The following is a 21,831-nucleotide window of genomic DNA, read 5'->3' on the forward strand; positions in this document are numbered from 1 at the left end:
CAGAGCAAGCAGGCAGGGCAGTTGGCCAAGACCCTTTCCCCAATCATCGAGTAGCTCACCAAGCGAAGAAGGCCCCACATTGTGGGGCCTTCTTCTATCTGCCTGACAGCACCAAGGCATGGCCAGGGAAAGGCGCCGCATGTAGGGCACCGTCAGACAGGCGCACATCATACGTGAGGCACACAACAAAACAATGAAGCCAGAGCCCCACGGAAAACCCACGGCGGCGCCTGCGCTACGGAATCCGCGCTCATCCGCTCCCGCCTGCGGGCTTCACCGGTATAAATTTTTGCAAAAGTGGATTACCGCAAAACCATATGCCCAGACCGCGCCAGATAAAGGATCTGCGGCTTAGCAAGGATCTGAAAGGATCGAAAGAAATTGCAGCGCTTTACAGTTCGAAAGAGACTGGGATGACAGTAGAGAAAACGTAACCTGCTGAATCTATTGGGTACGTCATACTTTCCGTGGGCATTTGAATGAAGGGGGAGGATCTGAGCCGTTGCGTTGATATGGCTGCAAATCGTTTTGTTTCAGGTAGTTAGGCATAATGGGGGAAGATCTCATAACTGAAAATATGAAAGGGCGCGGAAGCCCTGACGCTTTGGTTTCCCTGGACCACGGAAAATCGGCTCTCCATGTCGAGCCCCTTGAGTTTTGTTCTCATCCGAACCTGTGGCAGACTGCCCGCTCACAAAAAGAGCAGACAAAGAGCGGGGGAATTCATGGCGGCCAAAAACATCAGCGAGCTGAATCTCGACGAGTTCACCAAGATACAAGGCCCGGAGCGCGGCAGCGCCAGAGACGGCAGCCGAGTCATGGTGGGCCGAGCAGGGGAACGCGATAGCTGCGTGAAAATGGTGGATGGCAAACTGCAGGTCACCGGCTCTGACGAGTTCCGTCGCACAGTCGAGGAAGCCTATGAGGCCAAGCAAACCCCATCCAGCGGGTTTGGCCCTGCCCCCTATCGGCCGCAACCCACACCAGAACCCGAGCCCACCCTGAGCAAGCTGATGCCGGCAACCCAAGGCCCTGAGATAGAAGTCTTTGACGTGGGGTACTACTGGAACGAATTCCACCAGAGCAAGGAAGCCATCTACAAAAAGTTGTACGGCCCAGAGGCCAACTTTCAGCAACAATCGATGTTTGAACGCAATAACGAACACCTGCAAGACATGGTGCTGCCAGGTGAGATTGTGATTTTGGCCAACACCCCTCAAACATTGGCAGAAAAAGACAGGCTGATCCTGCTTGAGGCACAAGCGAAAGCAGCAAGTGGGGCGCTCCAGAAATTAACCCCAGAAGAGGCCTCAACACTCAAACAACATTTTGACGTCTTTGACTGGGTTGCGGCTCATGACCTAAGCACTACATCGGCAATATTCGGAGCAATAAGCACTGCAGCTTCCAAAAAGTTGGAGCAGGTACAAAATGTACTCAAAGAACTCAATACCCTTTATGTTGCTCACGTCAGCAGCAGCAAAGGGAAACCTTTCCCCCCTGAATTTTACCTGCAAAGACAAATGCTATTCAGCAAGCTGGATGGACACTTGTCAAAACTAGCCGTGTCTGGAATCAGTATTTCGGATTACAGCACCCTCAAAAAGCGACTCGGTCTATCCACAAAATCGGTACTTCATAACTGGCGAACTGTCTCACGCCATGGAGAAGTCCCAGCACTTGGAGAACGAATTGCCCATATGAGTAAGTTCGTTGCAGGCGCAAACCGGATTGGATATGTCAGTATCGGGCTGGACGCGGCGACAGGCTTAACCAAGATTCATCACGCATGTACCGAAGGTACTCAATGCCAAAAAACTACTGCACGTGAAATTGGGCGCTTTAGTGGGGCCGTAGGTGGAGGGATCTGGGGAGCTGAAGTTGGGGGGTCTATCGCTATTGGAGCGGCCAGTGGTGTCGCTATCGCCTTTGGCGTTGTGCTATCAGCTCCTGTTATTGCTGTAGTTGGCATAGGTGGAGCAGTGGCCGGCGGCTATTACGCTGGTGACAAGTTCAGTGAGATGGGAGCTAAGGTTGGAGAAATCATTTCCGATGCTGCCGACAAAGGCTCAGAAAAAGTTATGGATGTTTTGTATAAAATGAAAGGTGCTTTTGATGACTGACATACTCGCTCTGATTGGAGCCATCAGCAGCCTAATATTATTAGGGCTATTTTTCACATTGCCGTTCACTTTGCTAATGATGATTTTCATGACACCAAAGCTGGATCGGTTCATGTCTGACAACCCAAAGTTTGAAAGCCAGTGGTTCGTGAATCGCTTTACGAGATTCCACCGGTATGGTGTTGCTCTGATGGTCGACTCAAAGCGCTACAAATGCCCAAACGGACTAAAGTGGCTAGCTGTCCTATCAACCTTGATGAGTTTCATCTTCCTGGCAGCATGTGTTGGTACACTTTTTCTGCTTTAGGCCATCAACTTTAAGTCATCACTGCAGCATCCCAATGCGACTGATTGGGATCTTGCCTGTCACAACGATGAAGCCCTGCCGCCACTTTGTCGCCACTCAGCAGCAGAAAAACAAAAGGCCATCCGCTAGGATGGCCTTAAGTCATTGAATTCTAATGGTGCCCGGGGTCGGACTCGAACCGACACGGTTATTCACCGGCGGATTTTGAATCCGCTGCGTCTACCGATTTCGCCACCCGGGCAACTGCGAGGGATTATACGAATGGCGCGATGCCATGCAAGGTGTTTTTCGATTGAACACTCCCGTTTGTTCATTTATTCAACGCCTTGCCGATGCGGGGCCAGTTACATAGAATGCCGCCATCATCTTAATGGAATAAAAACGATGGCCAAGCCTAAAAAAGTCCAACAAAAATACCCCTCTCCCGCCACTCAGCCATACCCGTCAGCGGGTCTGCTGCGTCGCCTCGGCGCCCTCATCTATGATGCGCTGGTGGTGACTTCGCTGCTGATCATCGCCGGCTTTATCGGCATGGGTGTCGCCAAGCTGTTGCTGATCACCGGCATGGCAAGCGTACCGGCGGGTGAAGATACCGTCTGGTTGCTGACCCGCCACCACCTGAGCCTGATCTACACCCTGTGGCTCGCCTTCGTCATCTGTGGTTTCTACACCTGGTTCTGGACCCGCGCTGGCCAGACCGTCGGCATGCGCGCCTGGCGGCTGCGCATTCAGAACGAGGATGGCAGCCACATCCGCGTTACCCAGGCGCTGATCCGTCTCGCCACCGCCGCCTTTGGTCTGGGCAACCTGATGTGCCTGTTCAACCGCCAGCGTCCGCGGGCGTTTCAGGATATCTGGGCCGAGTGCGAAGTGATCGTGCTGAGCAAACAGGAGAATCTGGAATTGCTGAACAAGTAATACCGGGTCAATGCAGCAACGAAAGAGGGCACCAACAGGTGCCCTCTTTGCATTTCCTCATAACCTCATGCGGATTACTGCTTGCGGCTGAGGATGTAGAAGGAGATGCCGCCAAACAGCAGGCTGGGCGCGATAGCCGCCAGAATCGGCGGTACCGCATAGACCAGACTGATGGGGCCAAACACCCGATCGCTCACATAGACGGCGAAGCCGGTCATGATCCCCATCAGCATCCGTGCCCCCATGCTCACCGAGCGTAGCGGGCCGAAGATGAAGGAGGATGCCAGCAGGATCATCGCCACCACCGAGAGCGGTGACAGTAATTTGCGCCACATCTCCAGCTTGTAGCGACCGGCATCCTGCTTGTTGGCATCGAGATAGCCGATGTAGTCGAGCAGACCGGAGACCGAGAGGTTCTCGGGGTCGATACTCACCACCCCCAGCTGTTTGGGCGTCAGCTCCGAGCTCCACTCCATCTTGTCATGCTGCTCGCTGCGGATCTGCGCGGGATCGTCGAAGCGGGTAACCTGGGTCTGCTTGAGCAGCCAGTGGTGGCGCTCGAACACCCCCTCCTGCGCCTGCACCACGTCGATCAGCTTGCGCTCGGGGGTGAAGCGATAGAGGGTGATGCCGGTGAGGGCGCCATCGTTACGCACCCCGTTGATATTGACGAAGTTGTTGCCATCGCGAGCCCACACCCCGTAGGCGGAAACCGTCAGACGACCTTCGGACAGCGCGCCCGCCTTGATGTCATCAGCTATCCGCTTGGCGGCGGGGGCCACATATTCCCCCATCAGCCCCACCATGATCATCAGCGGGATCGCCGTCTTGAGCGCCGCCATCACGATACTGATCTTGGAGCGACCCGCCGCCTGCATCACCACCAGCTCGGAGCTGGTCGCCAGCTGACCCAAACCAATCAGGCCACCCAGCAACGCGGCCAGCGGGAAGAAGAGCACCGCCTCCTTGGGCATGGAGAGCAGCACATAGTAGAGGGCGTTGATCATGTCGTAGTTGCCGTCACCGACCGACTTGAGCTGCTCCACATACTTGATGAGCGCAGCAAGGCCAACGAGCGTGATTTCACACAGCAGGATCGACATAAAGATGACCCTACCGATATATCTATCGAGAATGCCAAACATCAGCAGAAGTTCCTATGTTGCAGCATCATGCTGATTTTCTGTTGAAATAGCGCCCTTTCACCCCGTTCCACCAGCTGGTGCCCTGCAGATTGAGGGGCAGGCCGATAAACAGCAGGTAACCGAGCGGCACCAGGAACATCCCCGGCCAGTAGGGCAGCCGACCGCTATCGATAGCCGAACGGGCGGCACTGAGCAGCAGGAAGTAGGAGAGATAGAGCATGATGGCCGGCAGCAGCTTGGCGTAGCGACCCTGACGGGGATTGACCCGCGCCAGCGGTACCACCAGCAGGGTGAGCACCGGAATGGAGAGGGGAAGCGAGATACGCCACTGCAATTCCGCCATCATGGCGCTGTCCTGGGTACCGAACAGTTCCATGGTCGGCTTGGCCGCCGCCTTGCGGTTGGAACGCTCCATCTCTTGCTGGCGGATCACCAGACCATATTCGCGAAAATCGGAGATCTGGAACTGCTTGCCGGAGAAGTTCCCCTCGTAGCGGGAGCCATCCATCAGGGTCAGCCACTGCAGGCCGTTCTCGTCGACCGTCACCACCCCTTCGCTCGCCACCACCACCGAGGGAGGATTGTTCCCCTCCGCCCGCTGCAGCACGAAGATCTTTTGCAGTTTTGAGCCGTTGTCGTTCAAATCCTGGATATAGGCAACCAGACGCCCCTTGTCGAGCTCCATAAAGCGGCCCGCCTGCAGGAAGGAGATACCCGGATCCGCCTTGAACTCGTCGATCACCTGATACTCGCGCTCCTTGGCCTGCGGGGCGATCCAGCCGGTGTTGAACGCCGCGACCACCGCCGTCAGCAAGGCCAGCAACATGGCGCTGCGCATCACGAAACGGTGGCTGAAGCCGACCGCATGCATCACCGTCATCTCGCTTTCGGCGTAGAGGCGACCATGGGCAAACAAAATGGCTAAAAAGAGACTGATAGGCAGCATCAACAACGCCATATTGGGCAAGTTGAGCAGCAGCAGGGTGGAGACCAGACGTGTCGGCACCTCGCCATCGGCGGCGTCGCCGATGATCTTGATAAATTGTTGGCTGACAAAGATAAGCAGCAATACGAATAACACTGCCAGCTGGGTTTTCAGGGTTTCCCTGAACAAATATCGGAAAACGATCACAGTCATTCCCAAGTAAACTTGTGTTTTTAGTCGAATGCCTGAAAAATAGGGCCGTATATTGGATTTTTACCAGTTTGAACTGCGGAGCCTGTGGCTGTTCGCTCCGCCTCTGATACCCCAACAAGCACCGCATTATTCAATAAAAGGTGCCTTTTGTCTTTAGGATGTAGGAGATTCCATGGAGTTCAGTGTAAAGAGTGGCAGTCCAGAGAAGCAACGGAGCGCCTGCGTCGTAGTCGGCGTATTTGAGCCTCGTCGCCTCTCTCCGGTTGCCGAACAACTGGACAAGATCAGCGATGGCTATATCAGTTCGCTGCTGCGCCGTGGTGACCTGGAAGGGAAACCAGGCCAGATGCTGCTGCTGCATCAAGTACCGGGCGTGCTCAGCGAGCGCGTACTGCTGGTCGGATGCGGCAAGGAGCGGGAACTCGACGAACGCCAGTACAAGCAGATCATCAACAAGACCATCACCACCCTGAACGAAACAGGCTCCATGGAAGCGGTCTGCTTCCTCACCGAGCTGCACGTCAAGGGTCGGGATACCTATTGGAAGGTGCGCCAGGCGGTAGAAACCACCAAGGCGGGCCTCTACAGCTTCGATCAGTTCAAGACCAACAAGGCCGAGCCACGTCGCCCGCTGCGCAAGCTGGTCTTCAACGTGCCGACGCGTCGGGAACTGACCATTGGTGAAAAAGCCATCGCTCACGGTCTGGCCGTGGCCAAGGGTGTGCGGGTCTGCCGCGACGTGGCGAACATGCCGCCCAACGTCTGCAACCCGGCCTATCTTGCCTCCCAGGCCCGTCGTCTGGCCGATGCCTACGACAACATCACCACCAAGGTGGTGGGCGAGCAGGAGATGGCCGAACTCGGCATGAACTCCTATCTGGCGGTGGCCCGCGGCTCCGACAACGAAGCCATGATGGCCATCATCGAATACAAGGGTCATCCGGATGCCAAGCCCATCGTGCTGGTCGGCAAGGGTCTGACCTTTGACTCCGGCGGCATCTCCATCAAGCCGGCCGACGGCATGGACGAGATGAAGTACGACATGGGTGGCGCTGCCTCCGTGCTCGGCACCATGCATGCGCTGGCACAGCTGCAACTGCCGATCAACGTCATCGGCGTGCTGGCAGGCTGCGAGAACATGCCGGGTGGCAACGCCTATCGCCCGGGTGACATCCTCACCTCCATGTCCGGCCAGACCATCGAAGTGCTCAACACCGATGCGGAAGGTCGTCTGGTGCTGTGTGATGCGCTGACCTATGTGGACCGCTTCGATCCGGAAACCGTGATCGACGTGGCGACCCTGACCGGTGCCTGCGTCATCGCGCTGGGCCACCACACCTCGGGTCTGCTGGCCAACCACAACCCGCTGGCCCACGAGCTGCTCAACGCCTCCGAGCAGGCGGGTGATCGCGCCTGGCGTCTGCCGCTGTTTGACGAGTATCAGGAGCAGATCGACAGCCCGTTCGCCGACATGGCCAACATCGGCGGTCGTCCGGCCGGCACCATCACCGCGGCCGCCTTCCTGTCACGCTTCACCAAGAAGTACAACTGGGCCCACCTGGATATCGCCGGGACTGCCTGGAAGAGTGGCAAGGATAAAGGCTCCACCGGTCGTCCGGTGCCCCTGCTGACCCAGTTCCTGCTGAACCGGGCTGGCGTGGATATCGAAGAGAAAGAGTAACTATCCCACCCTGTCTGATGCGTACATCAACGGGGTTGGCGTTACCCTGAACCACAAGGAAGAGGCCCGCCTCTTCCTTGTTTCATTCTTGAATCAGTGAGCTGCGGACGGGAAACGCCCCGTCAGCCTCATGAGGCGGTCAACACTCCGTCACCGCAAAACGGGATCAACCTGATGAGCCAAGTGACCTTTTACCTGATGAGCGAACAGGATGACGCGCAGGCTTCTGCGGTCGAGCGACTGGCCTGCACTCTCGCGGCCGAGTCGTGGGGCGCGGGCCATATCTACCTGTTCTGCAACGACGAGGCCCAGGCCCTGCGTCTGGACGAGCTGTTGTGGCAGCTGCCGCCGGAGCGCTTCGTACCGCACCAGCTGCAAGGGGAAAGCGGCATGGCCCCGGTGGAGATCGGCTATCAGCCACCGAAACGGCGCTACGCCCGCCTCATCAATCTGGCCACTGCGATACCTTTGTTTGCAGGACACTTCGCTCAAGTGGTAGATTTTGTCCCCACTGACGAAACACAAAAGCAGCAAGCTCGCGAGCGCTACAAGCACTATCGCCAGGCAGGCCATGCCCTCGAAATGAGGGATCAGCCCGTCCTTGCCGCACCGGATCCGGCGCAGCCCTGACTGCAACCAATTGATCCATAAAGAATCAACACCAGACTCCATCCATCCAGATTACGGCGAGACCATGGAAAAGACTTTTAATCACAACGCCATCGAACAGGCGCTCTATCAGCACTGGGAAGCCCAGGGTTACTTCAAGCCCCACGGCGACACCAGCAAAGACTCCTTCTGCATCATGATCCCGCCGCCGAACGTCACCGGCAGCCTGCACATGGGTCACGCCTTCCAGCAAACCCTGATGGATACCCTGATCCGCTACAACCGCATGCAGGGCAAAAACACCCTGTGGCAGGCAGGTACCGACCACGCCGGTATCGCCACCCAGATGGTGGTTGAGCGCAAGATCGCGGCAGAAGAGGGCAAGACTCGCCACGATTACGGCCGTGATGCCTTCATCGACAAGATTTGGCAGTGGAAGGAAGAGTCCGGTGGCACCATCACCCGCCAGATGCGCCGTCTGGGCGACTCCGTGGATTGGGAGCGCGAGCGCTTCACCATGGATGAGGGTCTCTCCGCCGCCGTGCAGGAAGTGTTTGTTCGTCTCTACGAAGATGGCCTGATGTACCGCGGCAAGCGTCTGGTGAACTGGGATCCGAAACTCAACACCGCCATCTCCGATCTGGAAGTGGAAAACCGCGAGATCAAGGGCCACATGTGGCACCTGCGCTATCCGCTGGCCAACGGCGCCAAGACTGCCGAAGGCAAGGATTACCTGATCGTCGCCACCACCCGTCCGGAGACCATGCTGGGCGATACCGCCGTGGCCGTGAACCCGGAAGACCCGCGCTACAAGGCGCTGATCGGCCAGCACATCATGCTGCCGCTGGTGAACCGTCTGATCCCCATCGTTGCCGACGAACACGCCGACATGGAGAAGGGCACCGGTTGCGTGAAGATCACCCCGGCCCACGACTTCAACGATAACGAAGTGGGCAAGCGCCACAGCCTGCCGATGATCAACATCTTCACCCTGGACGCCCACGTGCGTGCCGAGGCTGAAGTAGTCGACACCCACGGCAACCCGAGCACCGCCTACGACGCGGCCCTGCCGGCCGAGTTCGCCGGTCTGGAGCGCTTCGCCGCCCGTAAAGCGATTCTGGCCAAGCTCGAAGAGCTGGGTCTGCTGGACGAGATCAAGGATCACGTGCTGCAACAGCCTTACGGCGATCGCGGTGGCGTGCCCATCGAGCCGATGCTGACCGACCAGTGGTACGTGCGCGTGGCACCGATGGCCAAGACCGCCATCGAGGCGGTGGAAGATGGCCGCATCCAGTTCGTGCCGAAGCAGTACGAAAACATGTACTTCTCCTGGATGCGCGACATTCAGGACTGGTGCGTCTCCCGTCAACTGTGGTGGGGTCACCGCATCCCGGCATGGTATGACGACGCCGGCAATGTCTACGTTGGCCGCAGCGAAGATGAAGTGCGCGCCAAGCACAGCATCCCGTCAGTGACCACCCTGCGTCAGGACGAAGACGTGCTCGACACCTGGTTCAGCTCCGCCCTGTGGACCTTCTCCACCCTGGGCTGGCCGAACAACACCGAGGCACTCAAGACCTTCCACCCGACCGACGTGCTGATGAGCGGCTTCGACATCATCTTCTTCTGGATTGCCCGGATGATCATGATGACCATGCACTTCATCAAGGACGAAAACGGCCAGCCGCAAGTCCCGTTCAAGACCGTCTACATCACAGGTCTTATCCGTGACGAAGAGGGCCAGAAGATGTCCAAGTCCAAGGGCAACGTGCTGGATCCCCTCGACATGATCGACGGTATCTCGCTGGAAGATCTGCTGGAGAAGCGCACCGGCAACATGATGCAGCCGCAGATGGCCGAGAAGATCGCCAAGCGTACCGCCAAGCAGTTCCCGGAAGGGATCGATGCCCACGGTACCGACGCCCTGCGCTTCACCCTGGCGGCGCTGGCCTCTACCGGTCGTGACATCAACTGGGACATGAAGCGCCTGGACGGCTACAACAACTTCTGCAACAAGTTGTGGAACGCCTCCCGCTATGTGCTGATGAACACCGAAGATCAGGATTGCGGCTTCAACGACATCGAATTAGCGTTCAGTCTGGCGGATCGCTGGATCCAGTCCCAGCTGCAAGTGGCCATCCGTGACTTCCGTACCGCCCTCGATACCTACCGCTTCGATATCGCGGCTGGCGTGTTGTACGAATTTATCTGGAACCAGTTCTGTGACTGGTATCTGGAGCTGACCAAGCCGGTACTGACCAAGGGGTCCGAGGCCGAGCAGCGCGCTGCCCGCCATACCCTGGTGACCGTGCTGGAAACCCTGCTGCGTCTGGCGCACCCGATCATCCCGTTCATCACCGAGACCATCTGGAAATCGGTCGCTCCGCTGGCTGGCGTACACGCCGACACCATCATGATTCAGGACTTCCCGGAGTTCAAGGCCGCCAAGGTGGACGAAGCCGCGATGGCGGATCAGGAGTGGGTGAAGGAGTTCATCGTCAGCATCCGCAACATCCGCGCCGAGATGAACGTGGCGCCGAGCGTGGCCCTCAACGTGCTGCTCCAGTGCGATGCCAAGGATGCCAAGGATGCCAAGCGTGCCGCTGACAACGAGGCCTTCCTCAAGTCGCTGGCCCGTCTGGAATCCATCCGCGTACTTAGCGAAGGTGAAACCGCACCGCTGTCAGTGAAGAAGCTGATCGGTGCCACCGAGCTGATGATCCCGATGGCCGGTCTCATCGACAAGGACGCCGAGCTGGCCCGTCTGGCCAAAGAGGTTGCCCGTCTGGTGGGTGAATGCGGTCGCATCGAAAGCAAACTCGGCAACGAAGCCTTCGTTGCCAAGGCGCCGGAAGCGGTCATCGCCAAAGAGCGCGAGAAGCTGGAAGATTACCGTCTCCAGCTGACCAAGCTGGAAGCCCAGCAGGCCGAGATCGCCGCGCTGTAAGCACCGCCTCAACCGATACAACAAAGCCCCCTGCCAAGGGGGCTTTTTCATATCCGCGCTTCCCGTTTCAGCTCACCAGCAGCCAGCCGCAAAAACCGAGATAGAGCAGACCGACCAGCGCCAGCCGTCCGGCGGTCATGGTTCCTTTTCTGAACCCCCACCAGAGCAACCCCACCGCCAGCAACGTCACCAGCGAGGAAGCCATCATGGCGCCATCCAGCAACCAGGGGGTAAAGAGCAAGCAGAACGCCTTGGGGATAGTGCCCTGGATCATCATGGCCCCGGAGATATTGGCCAGCGCCAGCCGGTTCTTGCCCTGCCGCACCCAGATCAGCACGTTCATCAGCTCCGGCATCTCGGTCGCCACCGGACTCAACAGCAGGGCTGCCAGCACCGGCGAGAGACCAAACAGCTCGCCCATGCTCTCCAGCTGATGAACAAACAGCTGCGCCGCCAGCGCCACCACCACCAGCGCACCCAGCGTCTGCAGCAGCACCTTGCCAAGGGGCGGGATCCCGGCATCGGGTGCCAGCTTGAGGGGCTCCGGCAGCTCGACCTCGTGGCTGTCGATCTGCTTCAGCTCGCGCCGCACATAGACGAGATAGACCAGCACAAACAACGGGGCCAGCCAGCTCTTGCCGGTAAAGGCGACCAGCCCAAGCGCGGTCGCCAGCAGAAAGATCCCCATAAACCAGCGCTGATCCCGACCAATCTCGCGCTGCACCTCGCCGTCGATGGCGCGCTCGGTACGACTCATGCACAACAGCAGGGTGAGACCGACCGCTGCATAGCCGATGGTCGCCAGCACCAGCGGCCCACCGAGGGCGGCACCGATGCCGATCTCCTGCTGGGCGGTCGTGTTGCCCATCAGCAGGGCGGTCAGGGTGACGATGCACTCGGGCAGCGCCGTACCCAATGCAGCCAGCAGGGAGCCGGTGGCGCTTTGCGAGAGTTTGAAGTGGTGGCCGGTCCACTCGATGCCGTTGACGAAGTATTCGCAGGCAAGGTAGATGGTGACCGCAGAGACGAGAAATAACAGCAGGGTAATCAACATAATAGATACCGCCAGGCGAGCAGAGTAACCAATGGACCCGACATGGCTCGCCCGGCTGGCGTGCATATCAAGGCCAAAGGTCTTGCAGAGCGATAGTGCCTATCGCCGCCCATGCCATGGATACGAGGATCCAAGAGTGTTGACATGGGCCCGGCCCGGAATGCGGGCGGGTTGCTACTCCCCAATGACTGAGGGGACGTTTTAGCAACTCGACCGCCGCCTCACAAGGCAAATTAATGACAATTCATTCAATAAGTTGTAAGGGAATGTAACCTCACCTGCGCACCCTCCCCGCCGCCATTGCGCTGTTGGCACACCGATTGCTGTGGGTAGTTCACTATCCACAACAGTTTGGGAAGGATGAACAATGAAACGGTGGATCCAACATTTCTATCAACTGAACCGCCTCAACTGGCTGATGGTCTGGTTGTTGCTCTGCTGCAGCATCATTCTGCTGTTTCCGGCCGGGCTGATGAAAGGGGCCGTCAGCCAGTGGGCTGCGGATCATGCGGCCTGGCTGGGGGTTGGCATGCTGATCGCCATCTCCTACTTCTGCAGTCAGGGCTTCCTGATCGCCTGGGAGTGGGCGTGCGAAGAGTGGCAGGCGCGCCGTCAGCAGGACCAGCTGGCCCAGATGATCGGCTTCCTCGACTTCAACGAGAAGGCGGTGCTGCGCGAGTTCGTGCTGCAGCGTAAAAGCGTCATAAACTTGCCGATCACCGAGCCCGCCGTCAAAAACCTGATGGATGCCGGCGTCCTCACCTACGCCTACGGCAAGCCGACCCGGGAGAAGGATGACGAGAACCAGATCCGCGCCCTGATGATCGCCCTGCCCGCCCGACCACTGCTCACCTACAAGGTGCTGGGACTGTCGCGCGGCAAGATGAGCGACGAGCAGGTGGAGCAGATCATGAATGCCAGACCCAAGTTCGCCCAGAAGGGGTTCCAGCGCTAACCGCCGCCCCATCCGCCAGATGCAAAAGAGCCGGACACTGTCCGGCTCTCTCGTTTCTGCGCGACGTTCTGTACATCCTTTGCGTCTTGTTGCGCCCTACCCCTTTAGGCTGGAGCAAAAGCTGACATCGTCCTGCACCGGATCATCGCTCATGCTGTGATAGAGCTCGAAGCAGGGACCATTGCCAAACTCCAGCCCGGCAGCAACGATGTCGCCGATATGCTCCTGCCAACGCGGGCCATACTGACTGCGGTCGGTAATAAGATAACGGGACTGGGCATAACGACCGGCGGGAATAAGCTGGATCTCGACCGCTCCCATCCCCACCGTCCCCACAGGCACCGTCACCCCGATGTCAGTGCGACACTGGGCTGGCGGAGTCACCTCGGGGTTATCGTGATAGATGAAGATCCACTCCCCACCTTCCAGACCGCGGGCGCTGGCCCACTGATGCAGCTGGCTGCAGACGGGGTCATACCCCTCGCCATAGGGGCCGGTGACACGCATATAGGCCAGAGTGCGGGCGTCCATCTCGATGGTTTTCATGGTATTGCTCCTTGCTGATGAGTGACCCTCAGCATAAGGATTCGGCTGCACAAGTGCGTGTCCATCCTTGCTCATCAAGTGTCCATTCTTGCTCTTGTCGCGGCGAAACTCTCCCGGCGTGCAACCATAGTAACGGCGAAATACCTTGGCAAACGCCTGCGAGTTGGCGAGCCCCGCCCCCAACGCAATGGCCGTGACACTGGCATCGGTATAGCAGAGCTGCCAAGCAGCCCGCTGGATGCGCAGACGACGACACATCTCCCCGGGCGTCTCCCCCGCCACAGCCGTAAACACCCGGTGAAAATGGTAGAAAGACAAGCAGGCACTGCTTGCCAGCGTTTCGATGGAGAGATCGGGATTCTGCTCCAGCGCCCGGATCACCGGGCGCAATCTGGCCTGATAATCGACCATACCGTTAGCGACTGGCGCCCCCCGCGACTCTGGCCATATAGAGCGCATCCACATAACGCCCCTGGCGGAAGGCATAGTCACGAGCCAGCCCCTCCTCGGTAAAACCGAACTTGCGATAAAGCGCCTGTGCGGCCTCATTGTCGGTATAGACGGTCAGCTCAATCCGGTGCAGGTTGAGCCAGTTATCGGCCAGATCCAGCGCCGCTGGCCATCAGGGTAGAGCCAACCTCCTTGCCAGCCCAGTCATCCCGCACTCCCATGCCAATCCCGGCCACATGCTTGCGTCTCGGATTGGACTCAACCAGCAGCGAGAGCTGGCCTACCAGCAGGCCGTCGACCTCGGCGACCAGCGCCACCACGCTGTCGCTCTCCAACCGTTTCTGCCACTGGCTAAGGGGTGGCATAGGCAGGTGCAAAGTGCCCGCCTGGGCATTGGGCATGGCGTAAAGATCCCGCAAGGCGGGGGCATCGGCGGGTTCGGCATGACGGATAGTAATCTGCATATGAGGCTCCTTCTCGAAACCTCCATCATGCAATATCCGGCGCGGTTACACATCCCCCACCTGCACCCATTTGTCTTGCCTATCAAAGGGCGAGGAAAGGCCCATTGGCCGAGCACGGCGCAGATCCGTAGGCTGGCCCCATATCAACAAGGAGAGAAGCCATGACTGACAAGACCCTGCACAGCGCCAACGGCGCCCCCGTCGTCGACAACAACAACAGCCTCACCGCCGGCCCGCGCGGCCCCGTATTGATGCAAGATATCTGGTTGATGGAGAAACTCGCCCACTTCGACCGCGAGCGCATTCCCGAGCGGGTGGTTCACGCTAAGGGCTCGGGCGCCTACGGCACCTTTACCGTGACCCACGACATCAGTCAGTTCAGCAAAGCCGATCTGTTCAGCGCCATCGGTAAGCAGACGCCTGTATTCCTGCGCTTCTCCACCGTGGCCGGTGAGAAGGGCGCCGCCGATGCCGAACGCGATGTGCGCGGCTTCGCCCTCAAGTTCTATACCGAGCAGGGCAACTGGGATCTGGTCGGCAACAACACCCCGGTCTTTTTCATCCGCGATCCGCTGAAATTCCCTGACTTCATCCACACCCAGAAGCGGGATCCGCGCACCAACCTGCGCAGCGCCACCGCCGCCTGGGACTTCTGGTCACGCCATCCGGAATCCCTGCATCAGGTCACCATACTGTTCAGCGATCGCGGCATCCCCAAGAGCCTGCGGGAGATGAACGGCTACGGCAGCCACACCTTCAGCTTTATCAACGATGCCAACGAGCGCTTCTGGGTCAAGTTCCACTTCAAGACCGAGCAGGGCCACAGCTTCTACACCGATGAAGAGGCCGCCACCGCCGTCGGGCAGGATCGGGAGACCAGTCAGGCGGATCTGTTCAATGCCATCGAGCGGGGCGACTTCCCGCGCTGGAAGGTCTATGTGCAGGTGATGCCGGAGGCCGACGCCCAGACTTACAACATCCACCCGTTCGACCTGACCAAGGTGTGGCCGCACAGCGACTACCCGCTGATCCCGGTGGGCGTGCTGGAGCTCAACCAGAACCCGGACAACTACTTCGCCCATGTGGAGCAGGCCGCCTTTACCCCGGCCAACGTGGTGCCCGGTATCGGCTTCTCGCCGGATCGCATGTTGCAAGGGCGACTCTTCTCCTACGGCGACACCCAGCGCTATCGCCTCGGCGTCAACCACGGTCTGCTGCCGGTCAACGCCCCGCGCTGCCCGTTCCATCACGGCGCCCATCGTGACGGTGCCATGCGGGCGGACAGCAATGGCGGCGCCAGCCCCAACTATCAGCCGAACCGTTTCGGTACCCAGCAGCCGAGCGAACAGCACGAACCGGCGCTGAGTCTGGAAGGGGCCGCCCTGCACTACGACTTCCGTGACTACGACAGCGACTACTACAGCCAGCCGGGTAACCTGTTCCGCATCATGGACGAGGGGCAGCGCTCGCGGCTCGCCGCCAACCTGGCCCGCTCCCTTATCAATGTGGAAGATGACGCCATCGTCGCAGCCCAGCTCAAACACTTCGAGCAAGCCGACCCCGAGTATGCCAAACGGGTCGAACTGGCACTGGCCGCCTTGCAGCGCTAAGCCGCAAGCAGGCAAGATCTGCAAAAACAAAACGGGGGCCTGATGGCCCCCGTTTTCTATTGCGAGCAAGCTCGCTCAGAGAGCAGGCTCCTGCCCGGCCAGCCACCGCAACGCGTTCGCCTCATGCTCTTTGACAAAGGCATTCTTGCCCGCACAGTAGCGCTCGATATCGTGCTGACAGCTCGCGGATACCGCCTGCTTTAACTCGGCGTATTCCCGACATACCGCAGGATGAGCCCTTAGATAGTCACGAAAGGCCAGATGGCGATGCACATGGTCATCCCCTTGCAAGAAGGCGTGGATCTGGTGGGTTCTCTCATCACCCCCCTTGCGAAAATAGCGGCGGCGCGCAATCCCGCACTCACCCATCGCCTCATAGCCCAGCGCCTCCAGCTGACCATTCTGCTCATCGAGCCGCTCCAGCGATGATACCTCCAGCATGATGTCGATGATGGGTTTGGCGGCCAAACCGACGACAGAGGTACTGCCGATATGGTGGACAGCTAGCAAGCAGTTATCCAGCGCACTGCGTAATTGAACCTCTTCAGCTACAAAGCTGGCTGGCCATTGGGGGTTGTAGGAGACAACGTCGACTCTCACAGTTTCAGCTCTCTGGATAGTTGCCGATGGCATAGGGCAACAGGGTATGCGATGGGTGGACAAGATAACCAGACGGCAAATTGCCAGCAACAAAAACGGAGCCAGAGGCTCCGTTTTTCAATGCAGTATCAATCCCTTACGGAACGCGCTTCGCGCTCTTCCCGCTCCCTTGCCAACAGGCGTTTGTACCACCAGCTACTGCGACGACGTTGTGCATTGGAAGAGCGACGAGCCATTTCTTAGGTTCCAGCCAAGAGAAGAAAGGAGCTGCATTATGCGACAGGGATCACGTCCATGTCTTTAGCTGGATCAAGAAAAGCCTCACTGACCCACGGAAATCGTCTTCTGATCTTTTGCTACCCGGGTGGCAGGCAACACCACCGCAGGAGAGCGCCAGGCCAGCGCGCCATTGCTCTCGAGGTCGTTCTGCGGGCCGCACTCCAGCCAGATATCTCCCTGCAGAATGCGGGCCCCTTCGGAATATTTCTGATCCGCAAACCAGCAGACCCGCTCGGGCAATGAGCCCAGCGGCAACACCAGCTCGGGGCTGACAGACTCGCCCACCACAGTGGTTTTGGACGCGGCCAGAGCGGGGGCGAGCCAGAGGGAGGCCAGCAGGTAGAGCAGTACATTTTTCATGAGGGGGATCCTGTTGCGATGGGGGGCACTCTCGAAGAATCGACCAGCCCCGGGGTTTACTTGACTGACAATCATACTGCCTGCTGGCATTGTGGAACCAATATGGTAGCCTGCCAGCGCCTGCGGGCAGTCTCTCGCTGCCACGCGCAAACTTCCGGTGAATTTGTCACGTCCTGACAAAACATAACCTTATTTATCAAATCGTTATTTGGATATTATCCCAATGCGTATCATGCCATTATTTCAAGCGGCCTGCCTGAGCCTGATGTTGTCCGCCTGCGTTGCCCCATTGCTGATGATGGGACCCACCAGCCAGCTGATGTGGGCTTTGCTCAAGCCGCTGGTCGGCTTTGACCCGAACGAGGTCAATCTGTTCGAACAACCCCTGATCAAGGATCGGATGACCGCTATCCTTGGCCCCAACTACGACAGCACCATGCAATTGCTCAAGACCGCCAATGAATTGCAGCAGGAGGGTCCGCTGTTTTACGTCGTATCCCGTTATGCACCTGTACCCGATATAGCCAAGCAGGCGGGGATGGTGTGGAACTCGCAAACCAACCAGATGTCTGTGTTGCTGCAAAAAGGGGATGGCACCACCCAGACCTTTGGCGAAAATCTGGCGGGCACGGCACCGACCTGGCCAACCGCCATGCAGGGCTGGCAGACCCCCGCCAGCCAGCTCACCCCGGCGGCCAATGCCCTGACCGGTACGGCAACCAGTCAGAGTGGCACCTCCCCCTTCTCCCTTGGCAGCGCTCTGGGCACAGTGACCCGCGGCGTCACCGGCTCGCTGACCAACAGCGCCAGCCAGACCATCAGCGGCGCAGCCGCCAACGCCACAGGGCAGGCTACCCAAGCGGTGAGCCAGAGCGCGACCGATCTGACTGGTAGTGCAACCACCGCTGTCACTGCGCCAGCCAAGCAAGCGGTGAGCAGCACCACCGCCACCGTGACACAAGAAGCCACCAAGGCCGTTGCCGTTCCTGCCAAGCAAGCCGTCAGCAGCGCCGCTGCGGCCACGACCCAAGAAGCTACCAAGGCCGTTGCTGCTCCGGCCAAGCAAGCCGTCAACAGCGCCGCTGCGACCGCGACCCAAGAAGCCACCAAGGCCGTTGCCGCTCCTGCCAAACAAGCCGTCAGCAGCGCCGCTGCGACCGCGACGCAAGAAGCCACCAAAGCCGTTGCCGCGCCTGCTAAACAGGCTGTCAGCAGCGCCGCTGCAACCGCGACGCAAGAGGCCACCAAGGCTGTTACCGCTCCTGCCAAACAGGCCATTAGCAGCGCTACAGCAACCGCGACGCAAGAGGCCAACAAGGCTGTTGCCGCTCCGGCCAAACAGGCCGTCAGCAGTGCCGCCGCTACCGTGACGCAAGAGGCCACCAAGGCCGTTGCCGATCCAGCCAAACAGGCTGTCAGTGCAGCCTCTCATACGGCCGGAGAGAGCGTCGCCGATGCCGCCAGAGCGGCGGAAACCAAGGCACGCGCCAAGGCAGAGGCGGAGATGGAAGCCCTGCTCAAATAAACCGACAGGCCACCGCAAGGTGGCCTGTTTTTTTATCCCGCGACCGGATCATGACGTTATGGAAAAGGCCACATAGACTGTTAGGTAACTACCCGCACAAGGAGTGCATCATGCGTCGTTTGCTCCCTGCTCTCGCTTCTCTCGCCCTGTTTATCGCGCTCCCGGCTCCGGCACTTATCTACTATTCGGAACAGAACATGCCGCTCAATGGCCAGGATAAAAATGGTCAGCCTGTGGGGTTGGCAGTCGAGTTGCTGCGCCTGATGTGGCGCGAAATGGGAGAGCCGGAGCAACCCATCCACTTTCTGCCCTGGGCCCGCGGCTGGTATCTGCTGACCCAGCAGCAAGAGGCCGTGCTCTTTACCACGGCGCACACCAAGGAGCGGGATCCCCACTTCCTCTGGGTCTGCCCCATCAGCCACTCCAGGGTCGCGCTGGTCGGCCGCAAGCAGGATGCCCCCAAAGTTGCCAGCAAAGCGGATCTCGCCAAGCTGCAGATCGGCGTGATGCAGGCGGATGTCGGGGAGCAGTTGCTGCTCAACCGCGGGATCAGCCCGGGCAATATGATGTCGGTGGAGCGCATGGAGCAGGTGGTGCGCCAGCTGATCATGGCACGCACCGATCTGGTGGCGGGCAACGAGGTGATGCTGCGCCATCAGGCCAAGGAGCTGGGTTTCCCCAGCGAGGATTTTGTCACCGTCGCGATTCTTGAAGAGCAGGACAACTGCTTCGCCTTCAACCTGAGGGCAGACAAACAACAGGTTGCCCGCCTGCAACAGGCGCTGGACAAGGTCAGACAGGGGGATGAATACAAGCAGCTGGTGAAGCGCTACCAGTTGCTCAGTATCCTGCCCGAAACCAATCCCCCCATCCCGCGCCTAGAGTAACCCCGGCCCGCCCTATGGCGGGCTCGTTGTATCTCCCGTCGATGAAACGGGGGATGCCTCCATCGGCGCCGTAATGAGGTGGTTCAAAAAGAGAGTGAACAGCTCGGCCCGCGAGCCGAGTCGCAGCTTGCCATAGAGATGCTTGCGGTGATTCTTCACCGTGCCGCTGCCAATCCCGAGCTCCGCGGCAATCGCCTCCGTATCCAGCCCCTGCAGCAGCAACTCCGCCACCTGCCGCTCGCGCCGGGTGAGCCGATCCCCCCCGACACTCGCCATCGCCTGCTCCACCGCTCTCCGGAGGCTGGCGCTGTCTGGCAGCGCAGTGCTCTGGGCCAGAAGTGGCTGGCTCTGCCGCCACTGCTGACGACAGAGCGAATGCACCAGCGGGAACAGCTGCTCCAGCCTCGCCAGCTCGTCACGACTGAGGGTACTGCGCTTGTCGAGCCGCCCCAGAAACAGCATCAGCGTCAGCCCGTCCCGCACCGGCAGGATCAGCCCCACCTCCTCCTGCCAGCCGGTAGCCTGATAGAAGTGGTGGCGATATTCGGGATCGAGCCGCCCTTGGGAGACCTGCGCCAGAGTCCAGACGCCAGCAGGCAAGCCCTGCTCCAGCGCCTGCATAAAGGGATCCTGACTGAAGTGGCTGGTGAGGTAGCGATCAAACAGCAGGGCCCGCTGATGATTGAGGTTGTCGTAGAGGTAGACGGGCCGCTGCCCCACCCCGAGCAGCAGGGCGCAATCAAACGCCACCTGTTGCTGGATCAGCCGCACCAGCGCCGCCGCAAAGGCGCTGCTGTGCAGGGCATCGACCACCTCGGTCATGCTGCGGGTCAAGGCATCTGTGGTGAATGGCTGGGTCATGGTGGCTCGTTTCCGGTGACGGGGAGCGATTCCCCGCTATGGCTGAATGCTAGCACGAGAGTGGCAAAACTGTCCCTCAGGGGACATATCCGCCACCAACCAGAACGGCGAGGATGACGGCTTTTCCCCCTGTTGTTGGAGTACCCATGATCAACCCCCACCTGCTCGATGAGCTGACCGAGCGCGGCCTTGTGGCCCAGAATTCCGACCCGGCGGCCCTGGCCGATCATCTTGCCACCCCGCGCACCGTCTATTGCGGGTTCGATCCCACCGCCGGCAGCCTGCATATCGGTCATCTGGTGCCGCTCTTGATGCTGCGCCGCTTCCAGCTGGCGGGCCACACCCCGGTGGCTCTGGTGGGCGGGGCGACCGGCCTTATCGGCGATCCCAGCTTCAAGGCGACCGAGCGCAGCCTCAACAGTACCGATACCGTGCAGGCTTGGGTCGCCAGCCTGTCGGCCCAAATCAGGGCGCTGCTGCCCGCCGATGATGGCCTGTCGGCCCCGCAACTGGTCAACAATGGCGACTGGATGGGGCAGATGTCCGCACTCGATTTTCTGCGGGATATCGGCAAGCACTTCTCGGTCAATGCCATGCTGGCGCGGGAATCGGTACGCCAGAGGCTGGCTCGCCCGGATCAGGGCATCTCGTTCACCGAGTTCTCCTACGCTCTGCTGCAATCCTACGACTTTGCAGTGCTGCACCAGCGGCTCGGCTGCACCCTGCAGATTGGCGGCAACGACCAGTGGGGCAATATCACCAGCGGCATGGATCTCACCCGTCGCCTCCATCAGGCGCAGGTGCACGGCATGACCCTGCCCCTTATCACCAAGGCAGACGGCACCAAGTTCGGCAAGACCGAAGGGGGCGCGGTCTGGCTCGATCCGGCGCTCACCTCCCCTTACGCCTTCTACCAGTTCTGGCTCGGCACCGCGGATGAGGATGTCTACCGCTTCCTGCGCTACTACAGCTTTATGTCGCTGAGCGAGATTGATGCACTGGAGGCGGAAGACGCGAAGCGGCAGGGGCGAAAGCAGGCCCAGCAGGTGTTGGCGAACGAGCTGACCGAGCTGGTACACGGCAAGGCGGCGCTGGCGGCAGTGCAGCGCATCAGCGAACTGCTGTTTAGCGGCGACGTGACCCGCCTCGGCGAGAGCGATCTGGCCCAGCTGGCGCAGGATGGCATGCCGAGCAGCACCGTCAGCGGCGAGACGGATCTGGTCAGCCTGCTGGTCAGCTGCGGTCTGGCTAACTCCAGGCGCATCGCCCGCGAACTGCTGGCGGCGGGCGCCATCAGCCTCAATGGTGTGCTCAAGCAGGATGATCAGCTGAGTGCCAATGATCGGCTGTTTGGCCGCTACCTGCTGCTGCG

General features: G+C 59.6%; 17 protein-coding genes, 1 tRNA gene, 1 pseudogene and 1 riboswitch. Of the genes and pseudogenes, 10 read left to right on the forward strand and 9 right to left on the reverse strand.

Annotation, left to right across the window (positions count from 1 at the left end; all coding sequences use genetic code 11):
• Positions 1–725 precede the first annotated feature (725 nt).
• On the forward strand, positions 726–2,123 hold the full coding sequence (locus AACS18_RS03620) for a hypothetical protein (protein WP_108613716.1): 1,398 nt from the start codon (positions 726–728) through the stop codon (positions 2,121–2,123).
• Positions 2,124–2,585: 462 nt separating this feature from the next.
• Here the strand turns inward: AACS18_RS03620 and AACS18_RS03625 are convergent.
• Positions 2,586–2,671 (reverse strand) — tRNA-Leu (locus AACS18_RS03625).
• Positions 2,672–2,814: 143 nt separating this feature from the next.
• Here AACS18_RS03625 and AACS18_RS03630 point away from each other — a divergent pair.
• Positions 2,815–3,348 carry an RDD family protein gene (locus tag AACS18_RS03630; protein WP_181363394.1) on the forward strand — a complete coding sequence of 178 codons (534 nt, stop codon included), beginning with the start codon at positions 2,815–2,817 and terminating at the stop codon, positions 3,346–3,348.
• A 74-nt stretch (positions 3,349–3,422) separates the two neighbouring features.
• On the opposite strand, the gene lptG is transcribed toward AACS18_RS03630, so the two are convergent.
• Together lptG and lptF are read right to left on the reverse strand one after the other, a co-directional pair.
• Positions 3,423–4,493, reverse strand: coding sequence for an LPS export ABC transporter permease LptG (gene lptG, locus AACS18_RS03635; protein WP_005336421.1), 1,071 nt, complete (start codon positions 4,491–4,493; stop codon positions 3,423–3,425).
• A gap of 25 nt (positions 4,494–4,518) precedes the next feature.
• Positions 4,519–5,631 (reverse strand): LPS export ABC transporter permease LptF, encoded by a 1,113-nt coding sequence (gene lptF, locus AACS18_RS03640; RefSeq protein ID WP_181363395.1) that lies wholly within the window; start codon positions 5,629–5,631, stop codon positions 4,519–4,521.
• A 172-nt stretch (positions 5,632–5,803) separates the two neighbouring features.
• Here lptF and pepA point away from each other — a divergent pair, with 172 nt between their 5' ends.
• From pepA to AACS18_RS03655, 3 genes are all read left to right on the forward strand, one after another.
• Complete coding sequence (gene pepA / locus AACS18_RS03645; protein WP_005336423.1) at positions 5,804–7,312, forward strand: leucyl aminopeptidase; 1,509 nt, start codon at positions 5,804–5,806, stop codon at positions 7,310–7,312.
• Positions 7,313–7,486: 174 nt separating this feature from the next.
• The gene (locus AACS18_RS03650; protein ID WP_108613718.1) at positions 7,487–7,942 is read left to right on the forward strand and encodes a DNA polymerase III subunit chi; all 456 of its coding nucleotides are present in this window, start codon (positions 7,487–7,489) and stop codon (positions 7,940–7,942) included.
• Between the two features lie 64 nt (positions 7,943–8,006).
• The gene (locus AACS18_RS03655; protein WP_108613719.1) at positions 8,007–10,868 is read left to right on the forward strand and encodes a valine--tRNA ligase; all 2,862 of its coding nucleotides are present in this window, start codon (positions 8,007–8,009) and stop codon (positions 10,866–10,868) included.
• A gap of 67 nt (positions 10,869–10,935) precedes the next feature.
• Here the strand turns inward: AACS18_RS03655 and AACS18_RS03660 are convergent, their stop codons facing one another.
• Positions 10,936–11,922, reverse strand: a complete 987-nt coding sequence (locus AACS18_RS03660; RefSeq protein WP_181363396.1) for a sodium:calcium antiporter — start codon at positions 11,920–11,922, stop codon at positions 10,936–10,938.
• Positions 11,923–12,009: 87 nt separating this feature from the next.
• A riboswitch (yybP-ykoY riboswitch) is annotated at positions 12,010–12,117 on the reverse strand.
• Positions 12,118–12,289: 172 nt separating this feature from the next.
• Here AACS18_RS03660 and AACS18_RS03665 point away from each other — a divergent pair.
• Complete coding sequence (locus tag AACS18_RS03665; protein WP_005336432.1) at positions 12,290–12,877, forward strand: superinfection exclusion B family protein; 588 nt, start codon at positions 12,290–12,292, stop codon at positions 12,875–12,877.
• A 96-nt stretch (positions 12,878–12,973) separates the two neighbouring features.
• On the opposite strand, the gene AACS18_RS03670 is transcribed toward AACS18_RS03665, so the two are convergent.
• Positions 12,974–13,834 carry an AraC family transcriptional regulator gene (locus AACS18_RS03670; protein ID WP_108613721.1) on the reverse strand — a complete coding sequence of 287 codons (861 nt, stop codon included), beginning with the start codon at positions 13,832–13,834 and terminating at the stop codon, positions 12,974–12,976.
• Between the two features lie 4 nt (positions 13,835–13,838).
• Positions 13,839–14,337, reverse strand: a pseudogene (locus tag AACS18_RS03675) (GNAT family N-acetyltransferase).
• 161 nt (positions 14,338–14,498) lie between these two features.
• Between AACS18_RS03675 and AACS18_RS03680 the strand changes: the two are divergent.
• A complete protein-coding gene (locus tag AACS18_RS03680; protein WP_108613722.1) occupies positions 14,499–15,947 on the forward strand; it encodes a catalase in 1,449 nt (482 codons plus the stop codon).
• Positions 15,948–16,022: 75 nt separating this feature from the next.
• Here the strand turns inward: AACS18_RS03680 and AACS18_RS03685 are convergent, their stop codons facing one another.
• Complete coding sequence (locus AACS18_RS03685; RefSeq protein ID WP_108613723.1) at positions 16,023–16,547, reverse strand: GrpB family protein; 525 nt, start codon at positions 16,545–16,547, stop codon at positions 16,023–16,025.
• A gap of 321 nt (positions 16,548–16,868) precedes the next feature.
• Positions 16,869–17,186 carry a DUF1496 domain-containing protein gene (locus AACS18_RS03690; protein WP_108613724.1) on the reverse strand — a complete coding sequence of 106 codons (318 nt, stop codon included), beginning with the start codon at positions 17,184–17,186 and terminating at the stop codon, positions 16,869–16,871.
• Between the two features lie 223 nt (positions 17,187–17,409).
• Here AACS18_RS03690 and AACS18_RS03695 point away from each other — a divergent pair, with 223 nt between their 5' ends.
• Positions 17,410–18,711, forward strand: a complete 1,302-nt coding sequence (locus tag AACS18_RS03695; protein WP_108613725.1) for a hypothetical protein — start codon at positions 17,410–17,412, stop codon at positions 18,709–18,711.
• Positions 18,712–18,821: 110 nt separating this feature from the next.
• Positions 18,822–19,598 (forward strand): substrate-binding periplasmic protein, encoded by a 777-nt coding sequence (locus AACS18_RS03700; protein WP_043821827.1) that lies wholly within the window; start codon positions 18,822–18,824, stop codon positions 19,596–19,598.
• 12 nt (positions 19,599–19,610) lie between these two features.
• On the opposite strand, the gene AACS18_RS03705 is transcribed toward AACS18_RS03700, so the two are convergent.
• Positions 19,611–20,459, reverse strand: coding sequence for a helix-turn-helix transcriptional regulator (locus AACS18_RS03705; protein ID WP_108613726.1), 849 nt, complete (start codon positions 20,457–20,459; stop codon positions 19,611–19,613).
• 146 nt (positions 20,460–20,605) lie between these two features.
• Between AACS18_RS03705 and tyrS the strand changes: the two genes are divergently transcribed.
• A partial coding sequence (gene tyrS / locus AACS18_RS03710; RefSeq protein ID WP_108613727.1) for a tyrosine--tRNA ligase occupies positions 20,606–21,831 on the forward strand: 1,226 nt, incomplete at its 3' end.

This window comes from Aeromonas sp. HMWF015, from assembly GCF_963878965.1.
GTDB lineage: Bacteria > Pseudomonadota > Gammaproteobacteria > Enterobacterales > Aeromonadaceae > Aeromonas > Aeromonas veronii.